The sequence below is a fragment of the Flavobacterium sp. 1 genome (assembly GCF_002797935.1).
In the GTDB taxonomy this organism is placed as follows: domain Bacteria; phylum Bacteroidota; class Bacteroidia; order Flavobacteriales; family Flavobacteriaceae; genus Flavobacterium.
Genome location: NZ_PGER01000001.1, coordinates 2638894 through 2663373, shown reverse-complemented (window position 1 = coordinate 2663373; position 24480 = coordinate 2638894). Strand labels below are relative to the sequence as shown.

Here is a 24480-nt window from a genome sequence, read left to right as displayed (position 1 = left end):
TAATAAATGGCCCTATCTATTATGAACTATTTTTTTGTAACAATTTGCACGGTATTTTTTTCACTGACTTCAATTGCAGCTCAGGAAAAGATTGATAAGTACATCGTCGGTAAAGGGGAAACAGTAAATCAGATTGCTCAAAAATTTAATATTACTCCTTACGATATTTATAAGCTCAATCCCGATGCACAAAAAGGATTGAAGCCCAATAGTGTTTTGCTGATTCCAAAAAGTAAAGGAAAAATTGCTGAGCAGCCGGTAAAATCTGCTGCTAAACAACAGCCAAAAACTCATGAGGTATTAGCAAAGGAAACGTTATTTGGTATTGAAAAAAAATACGATGTAACAGATGCAGATTTGAAAAAAGCAAATCCGGATCTTGAAAAATTAGGCTTGCAGGTAGGTCAAATCTTGAATATTCCTTCCAAAAACAGTCCTAAAACAAATGTGGCGGTTAAGAGTACTGTGATTTATCATACCGTATTGCCAAAAGAAACCAAATTTTCAATAGCTAAGAAGTATGATATAACTGTTGCAGAATTGGAACAAAAAAATCCTGAGATTGTAACTAATTTAACAGTAGGCTATGAGCTGCTGATAAAAGGAACTAGACCAAAAATAGTTTCAAAAACCGCTGTTGCTGAAACCAAAGCAGTGCCTGTAAAACCAATTCCAGTTGTCAAATCAGAGCCTGTCAGTTATATTGATTATACTGTAAAAGCCAAAGAAACTTTCTATAGTTTGTCTAAACAGTATGGGTTGACACAACAGCAATTAATTGAATTGAATCCTGCTTTATCAAGCGGTGTTCAAGAAGGAATGGTTTTAAAAGTGCCGTCAAAATCAAACCAGATTGCATCCAATTCTGCGAAACAGAATGTTGTTCTGACTAAGAAAAACAGTAATGACAAAAAGACTTTAGTATTGCTATTGCCTTTTAATATTGCCAAAAACGGTGGAGATACAATCAGTTCGAATGTCAGCAGATTAAACAATGATAAATTTCTGAATATGACTTTGGATTTTTATTCAGGTGCATTGATGGCGATTGATTCAGCTAAACAAGTTGGTGTTTCTATGGATGTTAAGATTTTTGATTCGAATGAAGCAAAAACAACTTCAAACGCAGCGGCTATTTTTAGTGCTAATGACCTTGCAAGTGCCGATGCTGTTGTTGGTCCATTTTATCAGAGTAATGTAGAAAAAATGGCTAATCTGCTCGAGCAAAGCAATGTTCCGGTTATTTCTCCATTGTCAAAAGATGCGGGTAATCCGACTCCAAATTTATACCAGTCAATTGTTCCTGTTCCTGTTTTGAAATCGGTTATGTTTGATTTTATGAATGCTAAGCAAGGAAACATAATTGCTGTGATTGACAAGAAAAGAGAAACTATCAGAAAATACATTTTAGAAAATCAAAAAAAAGTCAAAATAGCTCCGTTGTCGGAAACTGGCGGTTTAAATGTTGAAGGTTTTAAAAGCCAGCTGGTCAAAGACAGAATGAATTATGTTATTCTAGAGACTGGTAATACAGGCATGATAAAATATACGATAAATGCTATGGTCAGTGTTATGGCTTCTTATCAGGTGCAGCTGGTTATTCTGGAGCCAAATGAAACTTTGGATACCGATGAAATCAGTTTCGAAGATTTAACCAAGCTGCATTTGATGTATCCTTCTGCAACCCGCGAAAACAATTCTCCCGAAGCTCAAATGTTCATGCAGAGCTATAGAAAAAAGAATAAAGTTAATCCAAGCACCTTTGCTATTCGTGGTTTTGACATCACTTTTGATACTATGATGCGTTTGTCACAGGACAAAACCTATCAGGAAACTGCCGAAACAATGATAACAGAACAAGTGGAAAGCAAGTTTGAGTATCACAAAAAAGAAGAAGGAGGTTATGTCAACAAAGGGGTTTACATCTTGTATTACGACACCGATTTGACTGTTAAAGAAGCGAAGTAAAACAGAAGGCAGAAATTAGAAAGCAGATTCTGATTTTAGAAAATTACTGATATTCCAAAGCTCATAACTTATAATTCATAACTCATAATTTAAAAAAATGACTTCAAAAGTAACTTATTTAGGAGATTTAAGAACTTCTTCCATACACATACAATCGGGCAGTGAAATCTTGTCCGACGCTCCTGTTGATAATAACGGAAAAGGTGAGGCTTTCTCTCCAACCGATTCTGTTGCCAATGCTTTGGCTACCTGCATGATGACGATTATGGGAATCAAAGCAAGAGATATGAATGTTGATTTTAAAGGTTCAACTGCAGCAGTTACCAAAATCATGAATGCCGAACCAAGGCGAATCGGTGCTATCGAAATTGTATTTGAAATGGTCGGTGTTACCGAACAAAAGAATAAAACGATTCTGGAAAGAGCTGCTATGACTTGTCCTGTTTTTCTGAGTTTGAATGAGGATATTGAGAAAAGGATTAGTTTTAATTGGAAGTAAAAAACTTAGAAGTAATTAATAATTTCACTGAAAGGAGCTCTTTATTTGGGCTTCTTTTACTTTTAATATGGATCAAAACCAAAAACAACTCATAAAATTAGCCCACACAAAAATGCCCTTTGGCAAATACGAAGGCTGGTTTCTTATCGATATTCCGGAGTATTACATTGTTTGGTACAGCAATAAAGGTTTTCCAAAAGGAGAACTGGGCGAACAGCTTAAATTAATTTATGAGTTAAAACTCAACGGACTCGAAGAATTAATTCGGAACATAAAAAAGAAGTACCCAAAACCTTAATTAGAATGTTAATTTATTGGAATTTTGATAGTTAAATTAAAGTTGTTTGCTAATTAGCCAATAATCATGCAAGTCTAAAAATCTAATATTGGAACGCTCTAGTATTCCAATTAAATTTGTACTTTTGCCACGTTTTTTACACAACTACAATACAAACAACAACAGATGAATCAAACGAAATATATTTTTGTTACAGGTGGTGTGACTTCTTCTTTAGGAAAAGGAATTATAGCGGCATCTTTGGCAAAATTGTTACAGGCAAGAGGATATAGGACAACAATCCAAAAATTTGATCCATATATCAATGTAGATCCGGGAACCTTAAATCCTTATGAACACGGAGAATGCTATGTAACGGATGATGGTGCAGAAACAGATTTAGATTTAGGTCATTACGAGCGTTTCCTGAATGTGCCTACTTCTCAAGCGAATAATGTAACTACAGGAAGAATTTATCTTTCGGTAATTGAAAAAGAACGCCGAGGAGAATTCTTAGGTAAAACGGTTCAGGTTGTGCCTCATATCACTAACGAGATTAAGGAAAGAATGCAGCTGCTTGGCAAATCAGGCGATTTTGATATTGTTATTACCGAAATCGGCGGGACTGTCGGGGATATAGAATCTTTGCCTTACATCGAATCGGTTCGTCAGTTGGTTTGGGATTTAGGCGAAAATAATGCAATCGTTATTCATTTAACTTTGGTTCCTTATTTGGCCGCAGCCGGAGAATTAAAAACGAAGCCAACACAGCATTCTGTTAAAACTTTGATGGAAAGCGGTATCAAAGCAGATATTTTAGTTTGCAGAACGGAACATGAAATTTCGGATGAAATCCGCAACAAATTAGCATTATTCTGTAATGTAAAAAGAGAAGCAGTTATTCAGTCTATTGATGCTTCTACAATTTATGAAGTGCCAAATTTAATGCTGGAAGAAGGACTGGATGTTGTTGCTTTGAAAAAATTGGATCTGCCTAAAAAAGCAGCTCCGGATTTAAAAAACTGGAATACTTTTTTACGCAGACTGAAATTTCCAAAACATACCGTAAATATTGGTTTGATTGGAAAGTATGTCGAAATGCAGGATTGTTACAAATCAATTCTGGAGGCTTTCATTCATGCAGGTGCTGCGAATGAAACCAAAGTAAATGTTATTTCGATTCATTCAGAATTTATAGATTCAGAGAACATTACTGAGAAATTAGGAGGTTTAGATGCAATCCTTGTTGCTCCAGGTTTTGGAGAAAGAGGAATCGAAGGAAAAATCGAAACTATCCGTTATGCAAGAGAAAATAAAGTTCCGTTTTTTGGAATCTGTTTGGGTATGCAGATGGCTATTATCGAATATTCCAGAAATATATTAGGATTGGCTGATGCGAATTCTACCGAAATGAACGATAAGACCAAAAACCCTGTAGTGAATTTGATGGAAGATCAAAAAAACGTTACAGACAAAGGAGGAACAATGCGTCTTGGAGCTTGGAAATGTGATATCGCACCAGATTCATTAGCATACAAAATCTACGGTAAAACGTCTATTTCAGAGCGTCACCGTCACCGTTACGAATACAACAGTCAATATGTGGATCAGCTGCAAAAGGCGGGATTGATTTCTTCGGGTGTAAATCCAGATACAGGTCTTGTAGAGATTGTTGAATTAGCGGATCATCCTTTCTTTATCGGCGTGCAGTACCATCCGGAATATAAAAGTACGGTTGCAAACCCACATCCTGTTTTTGTGAGTTTTGTAGCTGCTGCTGTTAAGGGAAAAAAGAAATAAGAGTTAAGAATGATTTTTGTCAAAATGTAACATTAAAGATGTTTTGATGACTAACGGAATCAGTTTCTAATTCATCAAATTTAGGAAGACAAAAAACAACAATAAATAAAAATGGAAGAAAAAAAATTAGACCTTAACTCGATTATAGGTATGTTATTAATCGTTGGTATATTCTTTTGGATGATGTACCAAAACAAACCTTCGGAGGCGCAACTTGCTGCAGAAAAGGCTAAAAAAGAATTGGTTGCAAAAGAAGCTCAAGCGAAGGCTGTTTCGGCTAAACAAATTGTTGCCCCTACAGCAGCTGTTGTTGCTGGAGATTCTACACAATTGGCACAATTGCAAAAAACACTGGGAGGTTTTGCTTATTCAGCGACTCTGCCTTCTGCAAAAAATGATATTACAACAATCGAAAATGATTATGTATTATTAAAAATTGCAAACAAAGGCGGTTACATAGTTGAAGCTACTTTGAAGAATTTTGAAAAATTCAAAAAAAAATCCGGGCAGTTGGTTTCTTTGATTAAAGACAATAATGCCGATTTGAACATTCAGCTGCAGACAAATGACAATAGAGTCTTAAATACAAAAGATCTGTATTTTGAACCTACGCTGACTAAAGTTGGCGCTGATCAGATTCTTTCGATGAAATTGAAAGCTGGAGCTAATGAGTTTTTGGAATACAAATACATTTTGAAACCAAACGATTATATGGTTGGTTTTGATGTTCGTTCCCAAGGTTTGAATAAAGTTTTGAATACAGCAAAACCAATGGATTTGCAGTGGAACATGAAAACGTTTAGAACAGAGAAAAGTATCTCATACGAAAATCGCTATACTCTTTTGAATTATGAGCATGGTGATGAAAAATTCAGTAATGTTAATGATGGAAACAATAAAGAAGAGTCACTAGAGAAAGTAAGTTATGTAGCTTTTAAACAGCATTTTTTCTCTTCGATCTTATTGACTAACACTCCCTTTGCAAAGGCAGATTTAAAGTCAAATAAATTGGTAGTTGACGAAAAAGTGGATACTATTTTTGTAAAACAATTTAATGCCAACATGCCATTAGCCTTTACTAATGGAGAGGTGGATTATAAAATGAATTGGTATTTTGGACCTTCAGATTATCAAACGCTGAAATCATATGATAAACATTTGGAGAAAATTATTCCGCTAGGCTGGGGTATTTTTGGCTGGATTAATAAGTTTATTTTTATTCCGTTATTCGGATTTTTAACTGGAGGTATTTCTTATGGTATAGCGATTATCATTTTTACGATTCTTATCAAAATTGCGATGTCGCCTATTACATATAAGTCGTTCCTGTCTCAGGCGAAGATGAAAGTATTGCGTCCGGACATTACAGAATTGGGAGAGAAATACAAAAAAGACCCAATGAAAAAACAGCAGGAAACAATGAAATTGTATTCTAAAGCAGGCGTAAATCCTATGGCGGGATGTATTCCGGCTCTGATTCAGATTCCGTTTATGTATGCCTCGTTTCAGTTTTTCCCGTCGGCTTTTGAATTGAGACAAAAAAGTTTCCTTTGGGCAGATGATTTGTCTTCATTTGACTCGGTTTATAAATTGCCTTTCCATGTTCCTTTATATGGCGACCATATCAGTTTGTTCCCAATTTTGGCGGCAATTGCAATTTTCTTTTATATGAAAATGACTTCTGGTGACCAGCAAATGGCTGCTCCTCAACAAGAGGGAATGCCGGATATGGCCAAAATGATGAAATACATGATTTATATTTCGCCAATTATGATGTTGATTTTCTTTAACAGTTATGGTGCAGGTTTGAGTTTGTATAACTTTATTTCGAACTTGATTACTATTGGAATCATGTTTGTAATCAAGAATTATATTGTAGATTCAGATAAAATCCATGCTCAAATACAGGAAAATAAAGCAAAAGAGCCGAAAAAGCCAGGTAAATTCCAGCAGCGTCTGCAGGAAGCTATGGAACAGGCAGAAGCTCAGAAAGCAAAAAAGAAATAATTTTGAAAAATATTGAAGAAGCTCCTAGTAAAATAGGAGCTTTTTGTTTTTTATGAAGAGTATAATTTTATAATGCCTGGTTTTGTACTTTTATGAAATAAACAGAAGACCATACTATTAGTGGTTTTTTAAAGTTATAGTATTGTTTTTTAGATAATTTAATTAGAAATATATGTTAGCTATTTTTAGAATTTTAGTCTTTTTTTTATGCTGCCAAGCTGTGTTTTCACAAACTGATTCCAATCCGGTAGATGAAAATGGAAAGAAACACGGCGTTTGGAAAGGATTTTATGAGGAATCGGGGAGACAGCGCTACGAAGGAACTTTTGAACACGGTAAAGAAAAGGGTGTCTTTAATTTTTTTGATGATACAAAAGCAAAGTCAATTATAGCGACAAGAACTTTCAATGCAAAGGATAATTCCTGCTATACTGTTTTTTATGATCAGAATAAAAATATTGTGAGTGAGGGAAAAGAAGTAAATAAATTGCGTGAAGGCCAATGGAAATACTATCATAAGGCTTCAAAAACAATTATGACTTTGGAAAATTATAAAAACGGAAAACTGGATGGTACGCGAACAGTGTATTATCCTAGCGGTAAAATTGTTGATGAAACTATTTATAAAAACGGATTAAAAGAAGGTGTTTATAAAAAATATTCTGAGAAGGGAATTGTTTTGGAAAACAGCTTTTTTAAAAACGACGAATACGAAGGCGGGGCAGTTTATAAAGACCCAAATGATTTTGTTATTGCAAAAGGGAAGTTCAAAAATGGCAAAAAGATAGGTAAGTGGCAGTTTTTTATAAATGGAAAATTGGATAGTGAAGAAAATATGGATAAGCCTAAAAAACCGCAGCTAAAAAGGGACAAAGTGAAAACAGATTAATTTTGTGAATTGCTGCTGGATTGATTTGATATTGGTTTGACTTATAGCGGTATTGTTTTCATTAATCCTGATGTAATTATTCTAGGCATATTATTTGTACTTTTGAAAAAAATTAAAGTATTTAATTTTTATAAAATGAAGAATCATAATTTTTAGCTGGCTGTTTTGCCAATTAGATGATGTGGTTTAGTTCCATTTTTTTTTGAAATAATATAATTCAGTATATGAAACGTGTAGTTGTTGGTCTTTCTGGGGGTGTGGATTCGAGTGTTGCAGCTTATTTATTGCAGCAGCAGGGATATGAAGTAATAGGACTTTTCATGAAGAATTGGCACGATGATTCGGTAACCATTTCTAATGAATGTCCTTGGCTGGAAGACAGTAATGATGCTTTATTGGTTGCTGAAAAATTAGGCATTCCTTTCCAAACTGTTGATTTAAGCGAACAGTATCAGGAAAAAATCGTTGACTATATGTTCAGCGAATACGAAAAAGGAAGAACTCCAAATCCTGACGTACTTTGTAATCGCGAAATAAAATTTGATGTTTTCATGAAAATCGCTTTAAGCCTTGGTGCCGATTATGTGGCTACGGGACATTATTGCCGAAAAGGGGAAATCGAAGTGAATGGAGAAAAAGTATACCAACTTCTTGCTGGAGTTGATAATAATAAAGACCAATCTTATTTTTTATGCCAATTATCACAGGAACAATTGGCTAAAGCGCTGTTTCCTATTGGGGAATTGACCAAGCCGGAAGTGCGTGAAATTGCGGCAGAAATGGAGCTTGTTACCGCCGAAAAGAAAGATTCTCAAGGTTTATGCTTTATTGGAAAAGTACGTTTGCCTGAATTTTTACAGCAAAAACTGCAACCGAAGGAAGGAATTATTATTCAAATCGATAAAAATGACTTAGTATATTCAGATGAAGTGCAGGATGGATTGTCATTAGAGGAACAATTACTTTTTGCATCTAAGAAAAGACCTTATACCCCAAAAATGGGCAAAATTATGGGGAAACATCAAGGAGCGCATTATTTTACGGTTGGACAAAGAAAAGGCTTGAATGTAGGAGGAACAACCGATCCGCTTTTTGTTATTGCTACCGATGTTGAAACCAATACAATTTATACTGGCTTATCAAGTATGCATCCGGGATTATTCAAAAAAGCTTTGTTTATTGAAAAATCAGAAGTGCATTGGATTCGTGAAGATTTGGCTTTGGCCAATGGAGAAACGATGGATGTAATGGCACGCATTCGCTACAGACAGCCTTTGCAAAAAGCCATTTTGCATCAATTTGAAAACGGCATGTATATTTCATTTGAAGAACCGCAGTCTGCGATTACCGAAGGGCAATTTGCTGCGTGGTATCACAATGATGAATTAATTGGTTCTGGGGTTATTTCTTAATTTTAGTTTAAAATTGCAGCAAAGCATGAAGAAAATAGTACTTTTTATTTTGTTTTTTTCATGTTTTTCTGGGTTTTCTCAGGAAGATGCTTGGGTATATTTTAACACCAAAAATAATTCACAATCTTATTTTGATAATCCGTTGCTGATGCTTTCTCAAAGAGCATTAGATAGACATACCAAACAAGGTATAGCTTTGGATTCTAAAGATATTCCTATCGATAAAAGTTTCATCAGTCAAATAAAATCTGTTTCTGGCATTACTGTTATGGCGAAGTCCAAATGGCTGAATGCTTTGCATGTTAGAGGTACGCAAACGGTGATTAATTCCTTAAAATCATTTGCTTTTGTTGAGAAAGTTGATTTTGCTGATAAAACGCTCAATTCAACAGCAAGGATAGCCGCTACTGCTAAAATAAAATCTGTTAGTAAGGTTTTGGAAACTCAAGTTAGTTTTGCTTACGGCAGTTCGGCAAACCAAATCCAAATGCTTCATGGCAATGTACTGCACCAACAAAATTATACGGGTTCTGGAAAAATAATTGCAATTCTAGATGCTGGATTTCCAGGCGTTAATACGGCTCAGCCATTTCAAAGACTCCGCGACAATAATCAAATATTGGGTGGTTATGATTTTGTAAGCAGGAATACTGATTTTTATACAGGAGATTCCCATGGCACGATGGTTCTTTCCTGCATGGGAGGATATAAAGAAAATGAGCTTATTGGAACTGCGCCAGACGCTTCTTATTATTTATTCAGAACAGAAGATGATTCTTCTGAAAACCCTGTTGAAGAGTCCTATTGGGTTGAAGCGGCTGAGAAAGCGGATAGCTTGGGAGTTGATGTTATAAATACCTCTTTAGGATACTTTGAGTTTGATAATGCTTCCTATAATCATACCTATGCTGAGATGGATGGCAAAACGGCTTATATTACCCGCGGTGCTGAAATTGCTTTTTCCCGCGGAATGATAGTTACAGTTTCTGCTGGGAATGAAGGGGATACTGTAAATCCTCATATTGGTGCTCCTGCAGATGGAATTTCCGTACTCACGGTGGGAGCGGTAACTTCTGCGAAGACAGTGACTAGTTTTAGTTCAATCGGTCCCTCATTTGATGGCAGAATAAAACCAGATGTTATGGCACAAGGTCAATCGGTTGTTTTATCCGATTCGGCGGGGAATATTGGGACGGCAAACGGAACTTCTTTTTCGAGTCCTATAATGGCTGGAATGGTGGCTTGTTTATGGCAGGCATTTCCCAATAAAACAAATGCCGAAATTAAAGAAATGATTGTAAAATCGGCAGATCAATATACCGTGCCAAATGCTCAATATGGATATGGAATTCCTGATTTCAGTTTAGCTTTGTCTAACAGTTTAGCTTTGAAAGATTTTTCTCAAAAAAATGTTTTTCTATATCCCAATCCAACCAGCAATTTAAGCACCGTTTCTTTACCTGATAATTTTGATACTGGTGTCTTTCGGCTTTATTCTGTACTGGGTCAAAAAATGCTCGAACAGACAATTACCAAATCACTTCCTACTATTTCATTAAAAACATTAAACATAGGGATGTATATTTATACTATAAATTGGGAAGGTAATGTGTTTTCTGGTAAACTAATCAAGCAATAATTTTTATTTTATATATGAACAAAATTACAAGTCTTTTCAATATTAAATATCCAATTATTCAAGGCGGAATGATTTGGAACAGCGGTTACAAATTAGCCAGTGCTGTTAGTAATGCAGGAGGATTAGGGCTTATTGGCGCTGGTTCGATGTATCCTGAAGTATTGAGAGAACATATTCAGAAATGTAAAATAGCAACAACTAAGCCTTTTGGGGTAAATGTGCCGTTGTTGTATCCTAATATCGAAGAGATAATGAAGATTATTGTCGATGAAGAGGTTAAAATTGTTTTTACATCGGCAGGAAATCCTAAAACCTGGACTTCATTTTTGAAAGAAAAAGGGATAACTGTTGTTCATGTAGTCAGCAGTTCTGTTTTTGCTTTAAAAGCTCAGGATGCAGGCGTAGATGCTGTTGTAGCCGAAGGCTTTGAAGCTGGTGGACACAACGGGAGAGAGGAAACTACAACTTTGGCTTTAATTCCGATGGTGAAAGATAAAATTTCGATTCCGCTGATAGCGGCTGGCGGGATTGCGACAGGGAGAGGAATGCTTGCTGCAATGACGCTTGGCGCAGATGGCGTGCAGGTTGGAAGCCGTTTTGCTGCTTCATTAGAGTCATCTTCACATGAAAAATTTAAGCAGACTATTATTGAGCTTCAAGAAGGAGGAACACAATTGACGCTGAAAGAATTGGCGCCTGTTCGTTTAATCAAAAATAAATTTTACAAAGACGTGCAGCAATTGTATGATAAATGCCCTAGCAAAGAAGAATTAATGGCTTTATTAGGAAGAGCAAGAGCCAAGCGCGGTATGTTTGAAGGTGATTTGGAAGAAGGAGAACTGGAAATTGGCCAGATTGCCGGACTGATTAAAGACATATTGCCAGCAAAAGAAATAATAGATACTATGATTGCCGAATTTGAACAGGCAAAACAGGAAGTAGTTCGGTTTGATTTTTAAAAAGTCTTATATTTGTTTTTCTATAAATTTTTAGATAATGATTAAGTTAAAAAATATTTTAGTATTGCTGTTTGTTTTTTTTGGTTTGAACCAAGGATTTAGTCAGGCGTATAAATTCAAAACTACAGGTTTAAGTGTTTCCGTAAAAGGAGCTAACGGTAAATTTGGCGATTGGAGCGAATTGAAACCAGTGGATATAGTAATCAATTTAGATACCAAAAAAAACAGGATCGCTATTTACTCTGAGGTAATTCAGTTGTTTGAAATTGTTGAATATTCTCCTGTTGAAGAAAATAAAACGGATTTAGTTTATGGTTTTGTCTGTAAAGACAATAGTGGTGAGGATTGTACGCTTTCGTTCATTACCCGAAAAAATCAGCACAACAGACAACAGCTGTATGTAAAATATGCTGATAGAGTGCTGGCTTATAATATTGTTAATTTCGAATAAAAAGAACTTTTCCGGTTTGAATCTGATGGTTTGATTTTGAAATCGAGCTGCTGTATTACTTGGTTAGTTTGTTTTTCCTTTAATTTCAATATCGAGTTTAGTGCTGAATGTGTTTGTTTAGTTTTACGAAATTTCTTTATTTACGTAAGCTTGAGGGATAGCAGGAAGCTACCAAAGTAGCCCGAATAGCCCGACCGCATTAGGGAAAGAGGCCGAATGACTGCAAAACATGCTGGCCTCTTTTTCTAATGCGGTCACGCCCGGATTATTTTTGAGAATTTAATAATTTATGGTTAAGAATTGATTATTTTATTGCTTTGTATTTTTTGTTTTGAGCTATTTGTACAAGATAAAGTGTATTTTTGTTTTTAATATAAATTGTATCTATGAGAAAATTTGTTTTATTTTTAGTATGTGTTTTTTCTATCCAGAGTCAGGCACAGCAACGTCCTAAATTGGTTGTTGGCATTGTTGTCGATCAAATGAAAATGGAATATCTGTATCGGTTTTCTGATGATTTTTCAGAGAATGGCTTTAAAAGACTGATGGGTAAAGGTTTTACTTTTTACAATATGAATTATAATTACGTGCCTACCTATACTGCGCCAGGGCATGCTTCTATCTATACAGGGACAACGCCTGCTGTTCACGGAATTATTGGGAATGACTGGTATGTTCGTTCGGCTGGAAAAAGCATGTATTGCACCGATGATGCGAATGCTAAAACTTTGGTTGAGGGTACTGAAAAAGAAGGAGCAATGTCTCCAAAAAATCTTTTGAGCACCACAATTACTGATGAGTTAAGAATGGCAACAAACTTCAGCGGTAAAGTTATTGGTTTGAGTATTAAGGATCGCGGGGCTATTTTACCGGCAGGGCATTTTGCTAATTGGGCATTTTGGTGCACTAAATCGGGAGCGTTTATTTCAAGTGATTTTTATGGTAATAAAATACCGGATTGGGTAACTCAATTCAATGCTGAAAAAAATTACATGAAATACATCAATAAAGGATGGAGTTTGTTGAAGCCGGCTGATGTCTATAACGAAAGTCTGCCTGATAATAATCCGTATGAGGGGAGACTGGATAAATCTTTGCCTCCTGTTTTTCCTTATGACTTGAATAAAATTTACAAAGAATCTGGAATGGAAGTTTTGAAAACCACTCCGTTTGGAAATGATTTTTTGGCTGAATTAGCCATGAGAGCCATTGATAAAGAAGAACTTGGAAAAGATAATATTACTGATTTTCTAGCCGTAAGCTTCTCATCAACAGATTATGTAGGTCATACTTTTGGACCAAGATCTATGGAAATCCAAGATACTTATTTGCGCTTAGATCTAACTATTGCTGCGTTTTTGGACTATTTAGATAAAACTGTAGGTAAAGATAATTATTTGCTTTTCCTGACAGCTGATCATGCTGTTGCCGAAAATCCAATTTATTTGAAAGATCATAAATATAATGTTACCAACGTGCCTTCAAAAGATACTTATAATGCTTTGAGTAAATTCTCGACAGACACTTTTGGAGTTAATTTAGTGCTGAATTATTCTAATTTTAATGTTTATTTAAACAAAGATCTTGTAAAGGAAAAAGGATTGGAACTGGCAAAAGTAAAGCAAAGCTTCAAAGACTTTTTGATGTCTCAAGATCATGTAAAAAGAGTATATACGCAAGAAGAAATTTTGGGGGCGACTGGCCAGGATTATTATTTAAATTTTATTTTTAAAGGTTATGACCCTAAGCAAAACGGAGATTTGGTTATTGTTCAAGGAGCGGGATATTTGGAAAGCATAGAAACAGGAACTACTCACGGAACGCCTAACAGTTATGATACGAATGTGCCGTTGCTTTTTTACGGTTGGCACGTTCCAAATGGGGAATCAAATAAAAAAGAATATATTACAGAAATAGCTCCGACTCTTTCTAAAATGCTAAGAATTACTACTCCAAACGGTTCAGAATCTGAAGTATTAGAAGAGTTGTTTGTTAAAAAATAGACTGTTTTTTACAGTAGTAATCCAATTTCAAGATTTTAAAAAAATCCCGTCTGGTTTAAAAAACGAGACGGGATTTTTTGGTTTTATTAAACAGTTGCTGCCACTTCTATAGGCAGCGGAATTTGATTTTGAAGTAAGTCTTCAAATTTTTCATGAGCTCTGATTAAATGTCCTTGCCCATTCATCCATAAAACCTCTGCTGGTTTGTATCTTGAATTGTAATTAGAAGACATTGAGAAGCAATAAGCTCCAGCATTGCGGAAAGAAAGAATATCTCCTTCTTTTATTTCTGAAATTCTTCTGTTGGTTGCAAAAGTATCAGTTTCGCAAATATATCCTACTATCGAGTAAAAACGCTCTTTTCCTTTAGGATTCGATATGTTTTCAATAAAGTGCTGTGAGCCATAAAGCATTGGTCTGATTAAATGGTTGAAACCGCTGTCGATACCTGCAAATACAGTAGAAGTAGTTTGTTTTACGACATTTACTTTGGCTAAAAAGAAGCCAGCTTCACTTACCAAGAATTTTCCAGGCTCAAATATTAAAGTTAAATCTTTTCCGTACTCCGCACAGAAAGCATTGAATCTTTTTGAAAGTTTTTTGCCTAATTCGTCAATGTCAGTCGCAATATCGTCTTTTTTGTAAGGAACTTTAAATCCGCTTCCAAAATCTAAAAATTCTAAGTTTTTAAAGTTTTTGGCTGCATCAAATAAAATTTCTGCTGCATATAAAAATACTTCAATATCTAATATGTCAGAACCTGTGTGCATGTGAATACCCACGATGTTCATATTTGTATTCTCAACTATGCGTACTAAATGTGGCAGCTGATGTACCGAAATACCAAATTTACTGTCGATATGTCCTACGGAAATGTTAGCGTTTCCGCCTGCCATTACGTGAGGGTTAATACGGATGCAAACTGGTACGTGCGGGTGTTTTGCTCCGAATTGCTCTAATATCGATAAGTTATCAATGTTTATCTGTACACCCAATGCGTGTACTTCTTCAATTTCTTCTAAGGAAACACCGTTTGGCGTATAAAATATTTTTTCTGGCGCATAACCAGCGTGTAATCCTAATAATACTTCTTGTATAGAAACTGTATCCAATCCTGACCCCATATCTCTTAATAACTGAAGTATGGCAACATTGGATAATGCTTTCATCGCATAATTGATGCGTAAATTAGGTATTTTAGAAAAAGCCTTTGTTAACCGATTGTACTGGGATTGTATTTTCTCTGCATCATACACATAAAGTGGACTTCCAAATTGTTCAGCTAATTGTAGTAAATCGTTTGCTTGCATCTTTGTTTTATTAATTTTTTACAAATTTATTATTCTTTAATATTACGACCAAACAAATTGATACTATTTAACAAAATATAACAAATTGTTTTATATTAAACAAATAGTTCTTGTTTGTGAATTTTTTTAACTTTTTTGGTTTTGTCAAAATTTGTATCAGATGCCTAAAGAACGGTGATTCTAAAAGGCTTAATGAATAAATCGTTAACATTTTTTTTGTCAAATAATTAAAGTTTTAACGAATTGAAATTTTGATCTGGCCTAAAAAATAAATCCCTTGATAAAAGTTGATATCAAGGGATTTTTTAATTTATTGTTTCAAATATTATAAAGCTGGTAAATCACCATTACCTTTTGTTGGTAAATTGCTATAACCCATCAAATATAAATCAACTTCTCTTGCTGCTTCACGTCCTTCTGAGATTGCCCATACAATTAAGGATTGCCCTCTTCTCATATCACCAGCGGTGAAAATATGAGGAACATTAGTTTGGTAATTGGTAGCTTTATAATTGGTTCTAAAATCAATTTCTAAACCTAATTGCTCTGCTAATGTTTTTTCTGGACCAGTAAAACCTAAAGCTAATAAAGCCAAATCACAAGGCCATATTTTCTCTGAACCTTCTTTTTCGATTAATTCAGGTCTTTGTCCTGGAGTTAATTTCCATTGAACTTCAACAGTTTTTAATCCAACTAGTTCTCCTTTTTCATTAGCAAGGAATTCTTTAGTATTAATTAACCAGTTTCTGTCACATCCTTCTTCGTGAGACGAAGATGTTTTTAACTGCAACGGCCAAAATGGCCATGGGGTGGTTTCGCTTCTTCCTACTGGAGGTTTAGGCATGATTTCAAAATTAGTCACCGATTTTGCTCCGTGTCTGTTTGAAGTTCCAACACAGTCAGATCCTGTATCTCCACCACCAATAACGATTACATCTTTTCCAGTTGCCAATACTTGGTCTTCGATTTTTTCTCCATACAAAACTTTGGTTTGCTGTGTCAAGAAATCCATAGCTTGAACAACGCCTTTGCTATCTGCACCTTTAGTAGGTAATCCTCTTTTTTCAGTTGCTCCACCGCATAATACAATAGAATCAAAAGCGTTTAATTCTTCAACACTAAAGTTAACACCAACGTTTACATTAGTTTTGAAAACAATTCCTTCAGCTTCTAAAACTTTTACACGTCTGTCTATAATTCCTTTTTCTAATTTGAAATTTGGTATTCCGTAACGTAATAAACCACCAATTGCGTTGTCTCTTTCGAAAACGGTAACAGTATGACCAGCGCGGTTCAATTGTTGTGCAGCTGCCAATCCAGCTGGACCAGATCCAATTACAGCAACAGTTTTTCCAGTTCTTACTTCTGGAGTTTGCGGTTTGATCCATCCTTCAGCAAAACCTCTTTCGATGATATTTTTTTCAATATTTTCGATAGCTACAGGTTCTTTGATTATACCTAATACACATGATTTTTCACATGGAGCAGGGCATAAACGGCCTGTAAATTCTGGAAAGTTATTCGTTGATTGTAAAATCTGCAATGCACTTTCCCATTCTTCTTGGTGCACCATGTCGTTAAAATCAGGAATTAAATTTCCTAATGGACAGGAACTGTGGCAAAAAGGAATTCCGCAATCCATGCATCTGGAACCTTGCTCTTTAATTTTTTCTTTTGTTAACGGAATTGTAAATTCATTATAATTTGTAACTCTTTCTTGAACAGCAACGTTACTTTCGTCGGCTCTATTATATTCTTTAAATCCTCCTATTTTACCCATGACTATTGTGCTATTAATTCTTGAATTTGCTTTTCTTCTGCCAATCTTTGTAATGCTTTTTTGTAATCTGTTGGCATAACTTTTATGAAATGTCTGCTTTCGTTTTCCCAATCTCCTAAAACGCGTTTCGCTAAAGGGCTATTGGTGTACATCGAATGATTTTTGATTAAGCGTTTTAATTTAGCTAAATCTTCTTCTTCCAATGTTTCTAAGGCAACCATTTCCATATTGCACAATCCATTTTCAAATTTCTTTTTGGCGTCATATACGTAAGCAACACCACCGCTCATACCCGCTGCGAAGTTTCGTCCTGTTTTGCCAAGAATAACTACTGTTCCTCCAGTCATGTATTCACATCCGTGATCTCCAATTCCTTCAACAACAGCTGTAGCTCCTGAGTTTCTTACAGCAAAACGCTCTCCTGCGATACCATTGATATAGGCTTCTCCAGTGATTGCACCATATAAAGCCACGTTACCAATTATGATATTGTCTTCAGGGGCGAAAGTAGCTGTAGGCGGTACTTTGATAATTAATTTTCCTCCAGAAAGTCCTTTTCCTAAATAGTCATTACAGTTTCCGTGTATTTTGAATGACAGTCCATTAGTAGCAAATGCTCCAAAACTTTGTCCTGCAGAACCAGTAAAGTCAACAAGAATAGTATCTTCAGGCAATCCTTGAGAACCATATATTTTTGAAATCTCATTACTCAAAATCGCACCTACAGAACGGTCTGTATTTTTGATATCAAATGTAACTCTTGTTCTTTCTTTTCTATAAATAGATGGAATAGCTGCTTTTATAATAGCAAAATCAAGTACATTTTCTAATGCGTGATCTTGAGTAGTAGTATTATGGTTTGGAACTGTTTTTGCTTTTTCTGGTTTATAAAGAATAGTAGATAAATCCAATCCATTAGCTTTATAATGTTTGATTGCTTTATTAACATTCAGTTTTTGAGACTGTCCAACCATTTCTTTCAATGTTCTAAAACCAAGTTGAGCCATAATTTCTCTAAGCTCTTCTGCGATAAAGTACATGAAGTTAATAATATGTTCCGGAGTTCCTTTGAAATTCTTTCTCAATTCAGGATCTTGTGTTGCAATACCTACCGGGCAAGTATTCAAGTGACAAGCTCTCATCATAATACAACCTGAAGCTACTAGCGGTGCAGTTGCAAAACCAAATTCTTCTGCTCCTAGCAATGCTGCGATAGCAACGTCACGTCCTGTTTTCAATTGACCGTCACATTCAAGAACTACACGGCTCCTCAAATCGTTTAAGATTAAAGTTTGTTGTGCTTCGGCAAGTCCAAGTTCCCATGGAATACCTGTATGCTGTAATGAAGTTAAAGGAGCAGCACCAGTTCCTCCGTCGTAACCAGAAATTAAGATAACGTCTGCTTTTGCTTTGGCAACACCTGCAGCGATTGTCCCAACTCCAACTTCAGCAACTAATTTAACGTTAACTCTGGCTTCACGGTTGGCATTTTTTAAGTCAAATATCAATTGAGATAAATCTTCAATAGAATAAATATCGTGGTGAGGAGGAGGGGAAATAAGACCTACATAAGGAGTAGAATTTCTTGTTTCTGCAATCCAAGGCACCACTTTTTCGCCAGGTAATTGACCACCTTCTCCAGGTTTTGCACCTTGAGCCATTTTTATTTGAATCTCTTGAGCATTTGTCAGGTAGTTAATAGAAACTCCAAATCTTCCAGATGCTACTTGTTTGATGGCACTGTTTTTAGAATCTCCATTCAATTCTTTTTGGAAACGTTTTGGATTTTCTCCACCTTCTCCAGAGTTAGATTTACCTCCAATTCTGTTCATGGCAATCGCAAGATTCTCATGAGCTTCCTGACTGATAGATCCGTAAGACATCGCACCGGTTTTGAATTTTTTCACAATTTCAGTCCATGGTTCTACTTCGTCAATAGAAATAGGGTCAAGATTGTTGAATTCAAATAAACCTCTGATGGTCATCAAGTTTTCACTTTGCTCGTTAACCATCTTAGAGTATTCTTTATAGCTTTCTGGGCTGTTCAATCGAACAGCCTGCTGTAATTTTGAAATTGTTGTTGGATTGAACATGTGTTTTTCACCGTTTCTTCTCCATCTGTAAATACCTCCGATTTCTAATGGCAACAGATTTGCAATATTCGATTTTGGAAAAGCATTTTGGTGTCTTTTCTTAACCTCTCTTTCAATTTCCATTAAACCAATACCTTCTATTCTTGAAGGAGTGTAAGGGAAATATTTTGAAGTAAACGTTTTGTTCAAACCTAAAATCTCAAAAATTTGTGCTGCTTTATATGAATGTAAGGTAGAAATACCAATTTTATTCATGATCTTAACAATACCTTTTGCAATCGCTTTATTATAGTTGGTAATTGCATAATCTGCTTTTACACCCGTAATAAAACCTTGGTTTACTTGGTCATGAAGAATCTCATTTACCATGTAAGGATTGATGGCGCTTGCACCATATCCAAATAATAAAGCAAAATGATGCGGCTCACGCGGTTCAGCTGATTCGATTATAATACCAAACTTAGAACGAACTTTTAGAATATTCAAAGAGTGGTGGATGTAAGAAGTAGCCAGTAACATTGGTATTGGAGCCATTTTTTCACTTACGCCTCTGTCTGAAAGAATTACGATGTTGCATCCTTCAGAAACCGCTTTGAATGTAGCTTGTATGCATTTTTCTAAAGCACGTTCCAAACCATTAACTCCTTTTTCTATTTTGTATAAAGTGGAAATAGTAACCGATTTGAAATCATCATGTTCGATGCTTCTTATTTTATCCAAATCCTCATTGGATATTACAGGATTTTGGATTTTTATTTTTTTACAGTGAATGTCAGTAATATCAAAGATGTTGTAATCTCCTCCAACTGATAAACTTGTATCTGTGATTATTTCTTCACGGATACCATCTAATGGCGGGTTGGTAACCTGAGCAAATAATTGTTTGAAATAGTTATACAGCAATTGTGGCTGATCAGATAAAACAGCAAGAGGAGTATCATTACCCATAGAACTTAATGCTTCATTACCTTGAGCACCCATCGGATTAATGATAGTTTTTAAATCCTCAATCGTGTAACCAAATAAACGCTGTCTTGTTTCAAAATCAGTTTCTTCCGTTGGAATTGGATTATTCGTATAAGGAATTTTAGCTAACTGCAGCATATTGTTGTCTATCCATTCTCTATAAGGACGTTTGGTTACAACAGAATGTTTGATTTCTTCATCTTCAATAATACGGCCTTCATTCATGTCTACCAAGAACATTTTACCTGGTTCCAATCTTCCGTGTTGTACTACATCTTCCGGTTTTATGTCAAGTACACCAATTTCTGATGACATAATAACAAATCCGCTTTTGGTTAATGTATAACGAGAAGGACGCAGTCCATTTCTATCCAATAATGCACCAATTACGTTTCCGTCTGTAAATGGAATAGAGGCTGGACCATCCCATGGCTCCATGATGCAGGCATTATATTCGTAGAATGCTTTCTTTTCATCCGACATGGTTTTGTGTTTTTCCCATGCTTCTGGAACAACCATCATCATAACTTCCGGCAACGAACGTCCAGTCATCAATAATAACTCAACAACCATATCCATAGAAGCTGAATCTGATTTTCCTTCCAAGATGATTGGGAATAATTTTTTCAAATCTTCTCCAAAAACATCACTTTTCATTAATTCTTCACGAGCACGCATTCTGCTCACGTTTCCTCTTAATGTGTTGATTTCACCATTATGACACATATATCTAAAAGGTTGTGCCAGATCCCAAGATGGGAAAGTGTTTGTAGAGAAACGCTGGTGAACCAAAGCTAAACGGGTTACCAAATCGCTGTCTAATAAATCAGTATAGTATCTGCTGATGTCTTCCGGCATCAATAGTCCTTTATATATTATGGTAGTAGTAGAACAGCTTGAAAAGTAAAACATGTGACTTTCAGAAGTTCTTGAATTACGGATAGTGTGCTCAGCAATTTTTCTAGCCATGAATAATTTGGCATTGAATTGCTGTTCAGTAATATCTAAACCGTTTTTACCAACAAATACTTGTTTAACGGTTGGTTCTTTCTCTGCTGCTATTTGTCCTAAATTAGAAACATCAACAGGAACGTCTCTCCATCCTAATATAGATAGATTTTGATCCTTTATAGCTGATTCAAATGTTTTTTTGCAAAAATCAGCTTGGTTAGGGCTTTTTGGCACAAAAACCATTCCTACTGCATATTCTCTAACTTCCGGAATTTCAAAATCACAAACTTTTTTGAAGAAATCATGCGGGATATCAAATAAGATTCCAGCACCATCACCAGTTCTTCCATCTGAGCTTACCGCTCCACGATGTTCCAGCTTGATTAGGATGTCTAGAGCCTTATGAATAATGTCATTAGACTTAATTCCGTTCAAATTACATATAAATCCTGCGCCACAGTTGTCGTGCTCAAATTCGGGTAAATAAAGACCTTGTTCTTTAACTCTCATGCTTGATATTTTTTTTTACAAAATTAAAGATTTCATAACATATAAAGAATGAATCTAGCGCTAAAGGTTCTATTTTTGCTATAAAATTAAAAAAGTAATGTATAATTAATAATAATGTTGATTTTTTACTTTTGAATTGACATATCAGCAAAAAATATTTTTCTAATTTTTTAAAATAGTCTCTTTTTGTAATAAATATAGGATTATACTTTTTTGACTGATTATTTTAACAAAATAACTGATTATTTTTAAATTTTCCATTATGTTTCAAATGGATTGCTGTCTTTAATTTTTTTTCTGCTTTATGTTGGATATATAATTAAAAAAAATTTCAATTAAATTAAATTTTGCTATTTTTGTGCCACTTTTATTCTGAAATAGATTCAGAATCCAGACAAATTCTATATTATGAACATACACGAATATCAAGGAAAAGAGATTTTAGCTAGCTATGGAGTCCGCATTCAACGAGGAATTGTAGCTAATAGCCCAGTAGAAGCTGTAGCAGCTGCCAAACAATTAACTGCCGAAACGGGTACAAGTTGGTATGTAGTAAAAGCCCAAATTCACGCAGGTGGACGTGGAAAAGGCGGTGGAGTTAAGCTTGCCAAAGGAATTGACAAGGTGGAAGGAATTGCAGAAGAAATAATCGGAATGCAATTAATCACACCTCAAACTTCTGCTGAAGGAAAAAAAGTGCACAAAGTTTTAATTGCTGAAGATGTTTACTATCCAGGTGAAAGTGAAACTTCAGAGTTTTATGTTTCTGTTCTTTTGAATAGAGCTACAGGACGCAACATGATTATGTATTCTACTGAAGGCGGAATGGATATTGAAGAAGTGGCAGAACACACACCACACTTAATTTTTACTGAAGAAATTGATCCAGCTGTTGGATTGCAGGGTTTCCAAGCAAGAAGAATTGCTTTCAATTTAGGTCTTTCTGGAAATGCTTTCAAAGAAATGGTAAAATTCATCGATTCATTATACAATGCTTATATTGGTTCAGATGCTTCTATGTTTGAAATCAACCCGGTTTTAAAAACTTCGGATGATAAAATTTTGGCTGTGGATGCTAAAGTAAATATCGATGATAATGCTTTATACAGACAAAAGAAGTATGCCGATATGCGTGACATTCGTGAGGAAAACCCAATTGAAGTTGAAGCTAAAGAAGTAGGATTGAACTATGTAGATCTTGACGGAACAGTAGGCTGTATGGTAAACGGAGCTGGTCTTGCAATGGCAACTATGGATTTAATTAAGTATGCTGGTTTTGAGCCTGCAAATTTCCTTGACGTAGGTGGAACTGCTGATGCAAAACGTGTTGAAACTGCTTTCCGTATTATCCTAAAAGATCCAAACGTAAAAGCTATTTTGATTAACATTTTTGGAGGAATCGTTCGTTGTGACCGTGTTGCCCAAGGTGTTGTTGATGCTTACAAGAATATGGGAGATGCTATTAAAGTGCCTATCATTGTTCGTTTGCAGGGTACTAATGCTGAAATTGCAAAAGAATTAATTGATAATTCTGGAATGCCAATTTTATCTGCAGTACAATTCCAAGAAGCTGCTGATCAAGTACAGGCTGCGCTTTCTTAATATAAAATACATTGAGATGCATTGCTAGGCATCTCTACAAAATTTAATTATAAAAAATCCTGAGTGAAAGCTCAGGATTTTTTTGTTTTAATTTAACAAAAGTTATTTCAAGATTATTTTTTAAAAATTGCCTCTTTGATTTTTTTACTGATGCTTGCTATATAATCTTTAGGATATGTTCTTTCTCCCATAAATAAATCAGTCATAGCTTCGGCGGCATACTGACCGTATTTTTTTAAAATAATATTTCTAAAGCTTTTTTTATGATAGAAATGATGTGCCAGTATTCTGCCTTTTTCAATTTCTGGTAAAATTGTTGTTTGCAGTTTTTCAATGTACAATGCTGTTGCTTTTTCAGAATTCAAATTACTTTCTATGATGGCTTGGGCTGCTTGTACACCGCTCAAAATGGCATTCGATATACCTTCTGCTACTAACGGATCCGCTAAACCAGCGGCGTCTCCTGTTAAAAAAACATTTTTTTGCACAAAAGAATCCGTTCTTGGGGCTACCGGAACGACAAAGCCATGCCCAGTTTCATTAAGTATTTCGGTAATCCCCAGTTTTTTTAAGTAGTCAGCGTAATATTGTTTAAGATTGATTTTTCTATTGGTCTTTACAATAACCCCAACCCCAATTGAAAGATGATTTTTTTTAGGAAAACACCATCCATATCCATAAGGTATAGCATCAATATCAAAACGGACATCTTGAGACAATCGTTCAAAATCAGCCGCTGGAACTTCTACTTCATATTCCAATGCCGGAATTATTGTTCTCGTTTCTTTCCAACCAGCTATTTTTGCTGTAGGACTTAATGCGCCGTCCGCAGCTATAATGAATTTGGCGGTAACATCACCTTCAGTTGTATGAATCGTTTGAATTTCTCCAAAAGTGATGTCTAATACTTTATGATTCTGTAATAATGTAACCCCATTATCTTTGGCTTTTTCTACTATTAAATTGTCAAAAGTATCTCGCATCACCATGCTCACGATCGGTTCTTCTCTTTTAGTGGTTATATGCGGATATTTTTTGGAAAAGTAAATATCCATGGAATAAAACTTTTTTTCAACTACAGCTGAAATATCAAATGGCATCATTTTTAAGCCTCTAAAAACGAGACCGCCGCCACATGTTTTATATCTTGGCAGAGTTTCTTTTTCAATTATAACTGTAGAGATTCCTGATTTGGATAATTCAAAAGCTGCTGAAGCACCTGCAGGACCACTGCCAATAATAGCTACATCAAATGATTTCATGTGTTTTTTAGCAAAACTAAATTAATATTTTGAAATCTTCAAAATTATCTGTCGATTGCATTTTATAATTTTTTTCTGTTTTAATGCAGCCATTAACTTTTT

General features: G+C 35.2%; 16 protein-coding genes. 12 read left to right on the top strand and 4 right to left on the bottom strand.

The window, feature by feature from the left end:
* Positions 1–21 precede the first annotated feature (21 nt).
* The 11 genes from CLU83_RS10685 to pafA all read left to right on the top strand — a co-directional run bounded on the left by CLU83_RS10685 (position 22) and on the right by pafA (position 13904).
* Positions 22–1968 (top strand): LysM peptidoglycan-binding domain-containing protein, encoded by a 1947-nt coding sequence (locus CLU83_RS10685; protein WP_100431594.1) that lies wholly within the window; start codon positions 22–24, stop codon positions 1966–1968.
* A 97-nt stretch (positions 1969–2065) separates the two neighbouring features.
* The gene (locus tag CLU83_RS10680; protein WP_100431593.1) at positions 2066–2467 is read left to right on the top strand and encodes an OsmC family protein; all 402 of its coding nucleotides are present in this window, start codon (positions 2066–2068) and stop codon (positions 2465–2467) included.
* A 67-nt stretch (positions 2468–2534) separates the two neighbouring features.
* The gene (locus CLU83_RS10675; RefSeq protein WP_077377026.1) at positions 2535–2765 is read left to right on the top strand and encodes a DUF3820 family protein; all 231 of its coding nucleotides are present in this window, start codon (positions 2535–2537) and stop codon (positions 2763–2765) included.
* A 165-nt stretch (positions 2766–2930) separates the two neighbouring features.
* The gene (locus CLU83_RS10670) at positions 2931–4544 is read left to right on the top strand and encodes a CTP synthase (RefSeq protein ID WP_100431592.1); all 1614 of its coding nucleotides are present in this window, start codon (positions 2931–2933) and stop codon (positions 4542–4544) included.
* A gap of 111 nt (positions 4545–4655) precedes the next feature.
* The gene (gene yidC, locus CLU83_RS10665) at positions 4656–6551 is read left to right on the top strand and encodes a membrane protein insertase YidC (RefSeq protein WP_100431591.1); all 1896 of its coding nucleotides are present in this window, start codon (positions 4656–4658) and stop codon (positions 6549–6551) included.
* A gap of 172 nt (positions 6552–6723) precedes the next feature.
* Positions 6724–7440 carry a toxin-antitoxin system YwqK family antitoxin gene (locus CLU83_RS10660; protein WP_100431590.1) on the top strand — a complete coding sequence of 239 codons (717 nt, stop codon included), beginning with the start codon at positions 6724–6726 and terminating at the stop codon, positions 7438–7440.
* 224 nt (positions 7441–7664) lie between these two features.
* Positions 7665–8852, top strand: coding sequence for a tRNA 2-thiouridine(34) synthase MnmA (gene mnmA / locus CLU83_RS10655; protein WP_100431589.1), 1188 nt, complete (start codon positions 7665–7667; stop codon positions 8850–8852).
* Positions 8853–8877: 25 nt separating this feature from the next.
* Positions 8878–10491 carry a S8 family serine peptidase gene (locus tag CLU83_RS10650; RefSeq protein ID WP_100433704.1) on the top strand — a complete coding sequence of 538 codons (1614 nt, stop codon included), beginning with the start codon at positions 8878–8880 and terminating at the stop codon, positions 10489–10491.
* Between the two features lie 14 nt (positions 10492–10505).
* Positions 10506–11450 (top strand): nitronate monooxygenase family protein, encoded by a 945-nt coding sequence (locus CLU83_RS10645; protein ID WP_100431588.1) that lies wholly within the window; start codon positions 10506–10508, stop codon positions 11448–11450.
* A gap of 37 nt (positions 11451–11487) precedes the next feature.
* Positions 11488–11901: a hypothetical protein gene (locus CLU83_RS10640; protein WP_100431587.1), complete on the top strand. Its 414-nt coding sequence runs from the start codon at positions 11488–11490 to the stop codon at positions 11899–11901.
* A 386-nt stretch (positions 11902–12287) separates the two neighbouring features.
* Positions 12288–13904, top strand: coding sequence for an alkaline phosphatase PafA (gene pafA, locus CLU83_RS10635; RefSeq protein WP_100431586.1), 1617 nt, complete (start codon positions 12288–12290; stop codon positions 13902–13904).
* Positions 13905–13990: 86 nt separating this feature from the next.
* Here pafA and lysA read toward each other — a convergent pair whose 3' ends face one another.
* The 3 genes from lysA to gltB form a co-directional block, all read right to left on the bottom strand.
* Positions 13991–15214 carry a diaminopimelate decarboxylase gene (gene lysA / locus CLU83_RS10630; RefSeq protein ID WP_100431585.1) on the bottom strand — a complete coding sequence of 408 codons (1224 nt, stop codon included), beginning with the start codon at positions 15212–15214 and terminating at the stop codon, positions 13991–13993.
* A 325-nt stretch (positions 15215–15539) separates the two neighbouring features.
* The gene (locus CLU83_RS10625) at positions 15540–16994 is read right to left on the bottom strand and encodes a glutamate synthase subunit beta (protein ID WP_100433703.1); all 1455 of its coding nucleotides are present in this window, start codon (positions 16992–16994) and stop codon (positions 15540–15542) included.
* A 2-nt stretch (positions 16995–16996) separates the two neighbouring features.
* Positions 16997–21514, bottom strand: a complete 4518-nt coding sequence (gene gltB, locus CLU83_RS10620) for a glutamate synthase large subunit (RefSeq protein WP_100431584.1) — start codon at positions 21512–21514, stop codon at positions 16997–16999.
* A 408-nt stretch (positions 21515–21922) separates the two neighbouring features.
* Here gltB and sucC point away from each other — a divergent pair, with 408 nt between their 5' ends.
* A complete protein-coding gene (gene sucC, locus CLU83_RS10615) occupies positions 21923–23116 on the top strand; it encodes an ADP-forming succinate--CoA ligase subunit beta (protein WP_100431583.1) in 1194 nt (397 codons plus the stop codon).
* Between the two features lie 113 nt (positions 23117–23229).
* On the opposite strand, the gene CLU83_RS10610 is transcribed toward sucC, so the two are convergent.
* Positions 23230–24378 (bottom strand): geranylgeranyl reductase family protein, encoded by a 1149-nt coding sequence (locus CLU83_RS10610; RefSeq protein WP_100431582.1) that lies wholly within the window; start codon positions 24376–24378, stop codon positions 23230–23232.
* Between the last annotated feature and the right edge of the window lie 102 nt (positions 24379–24480).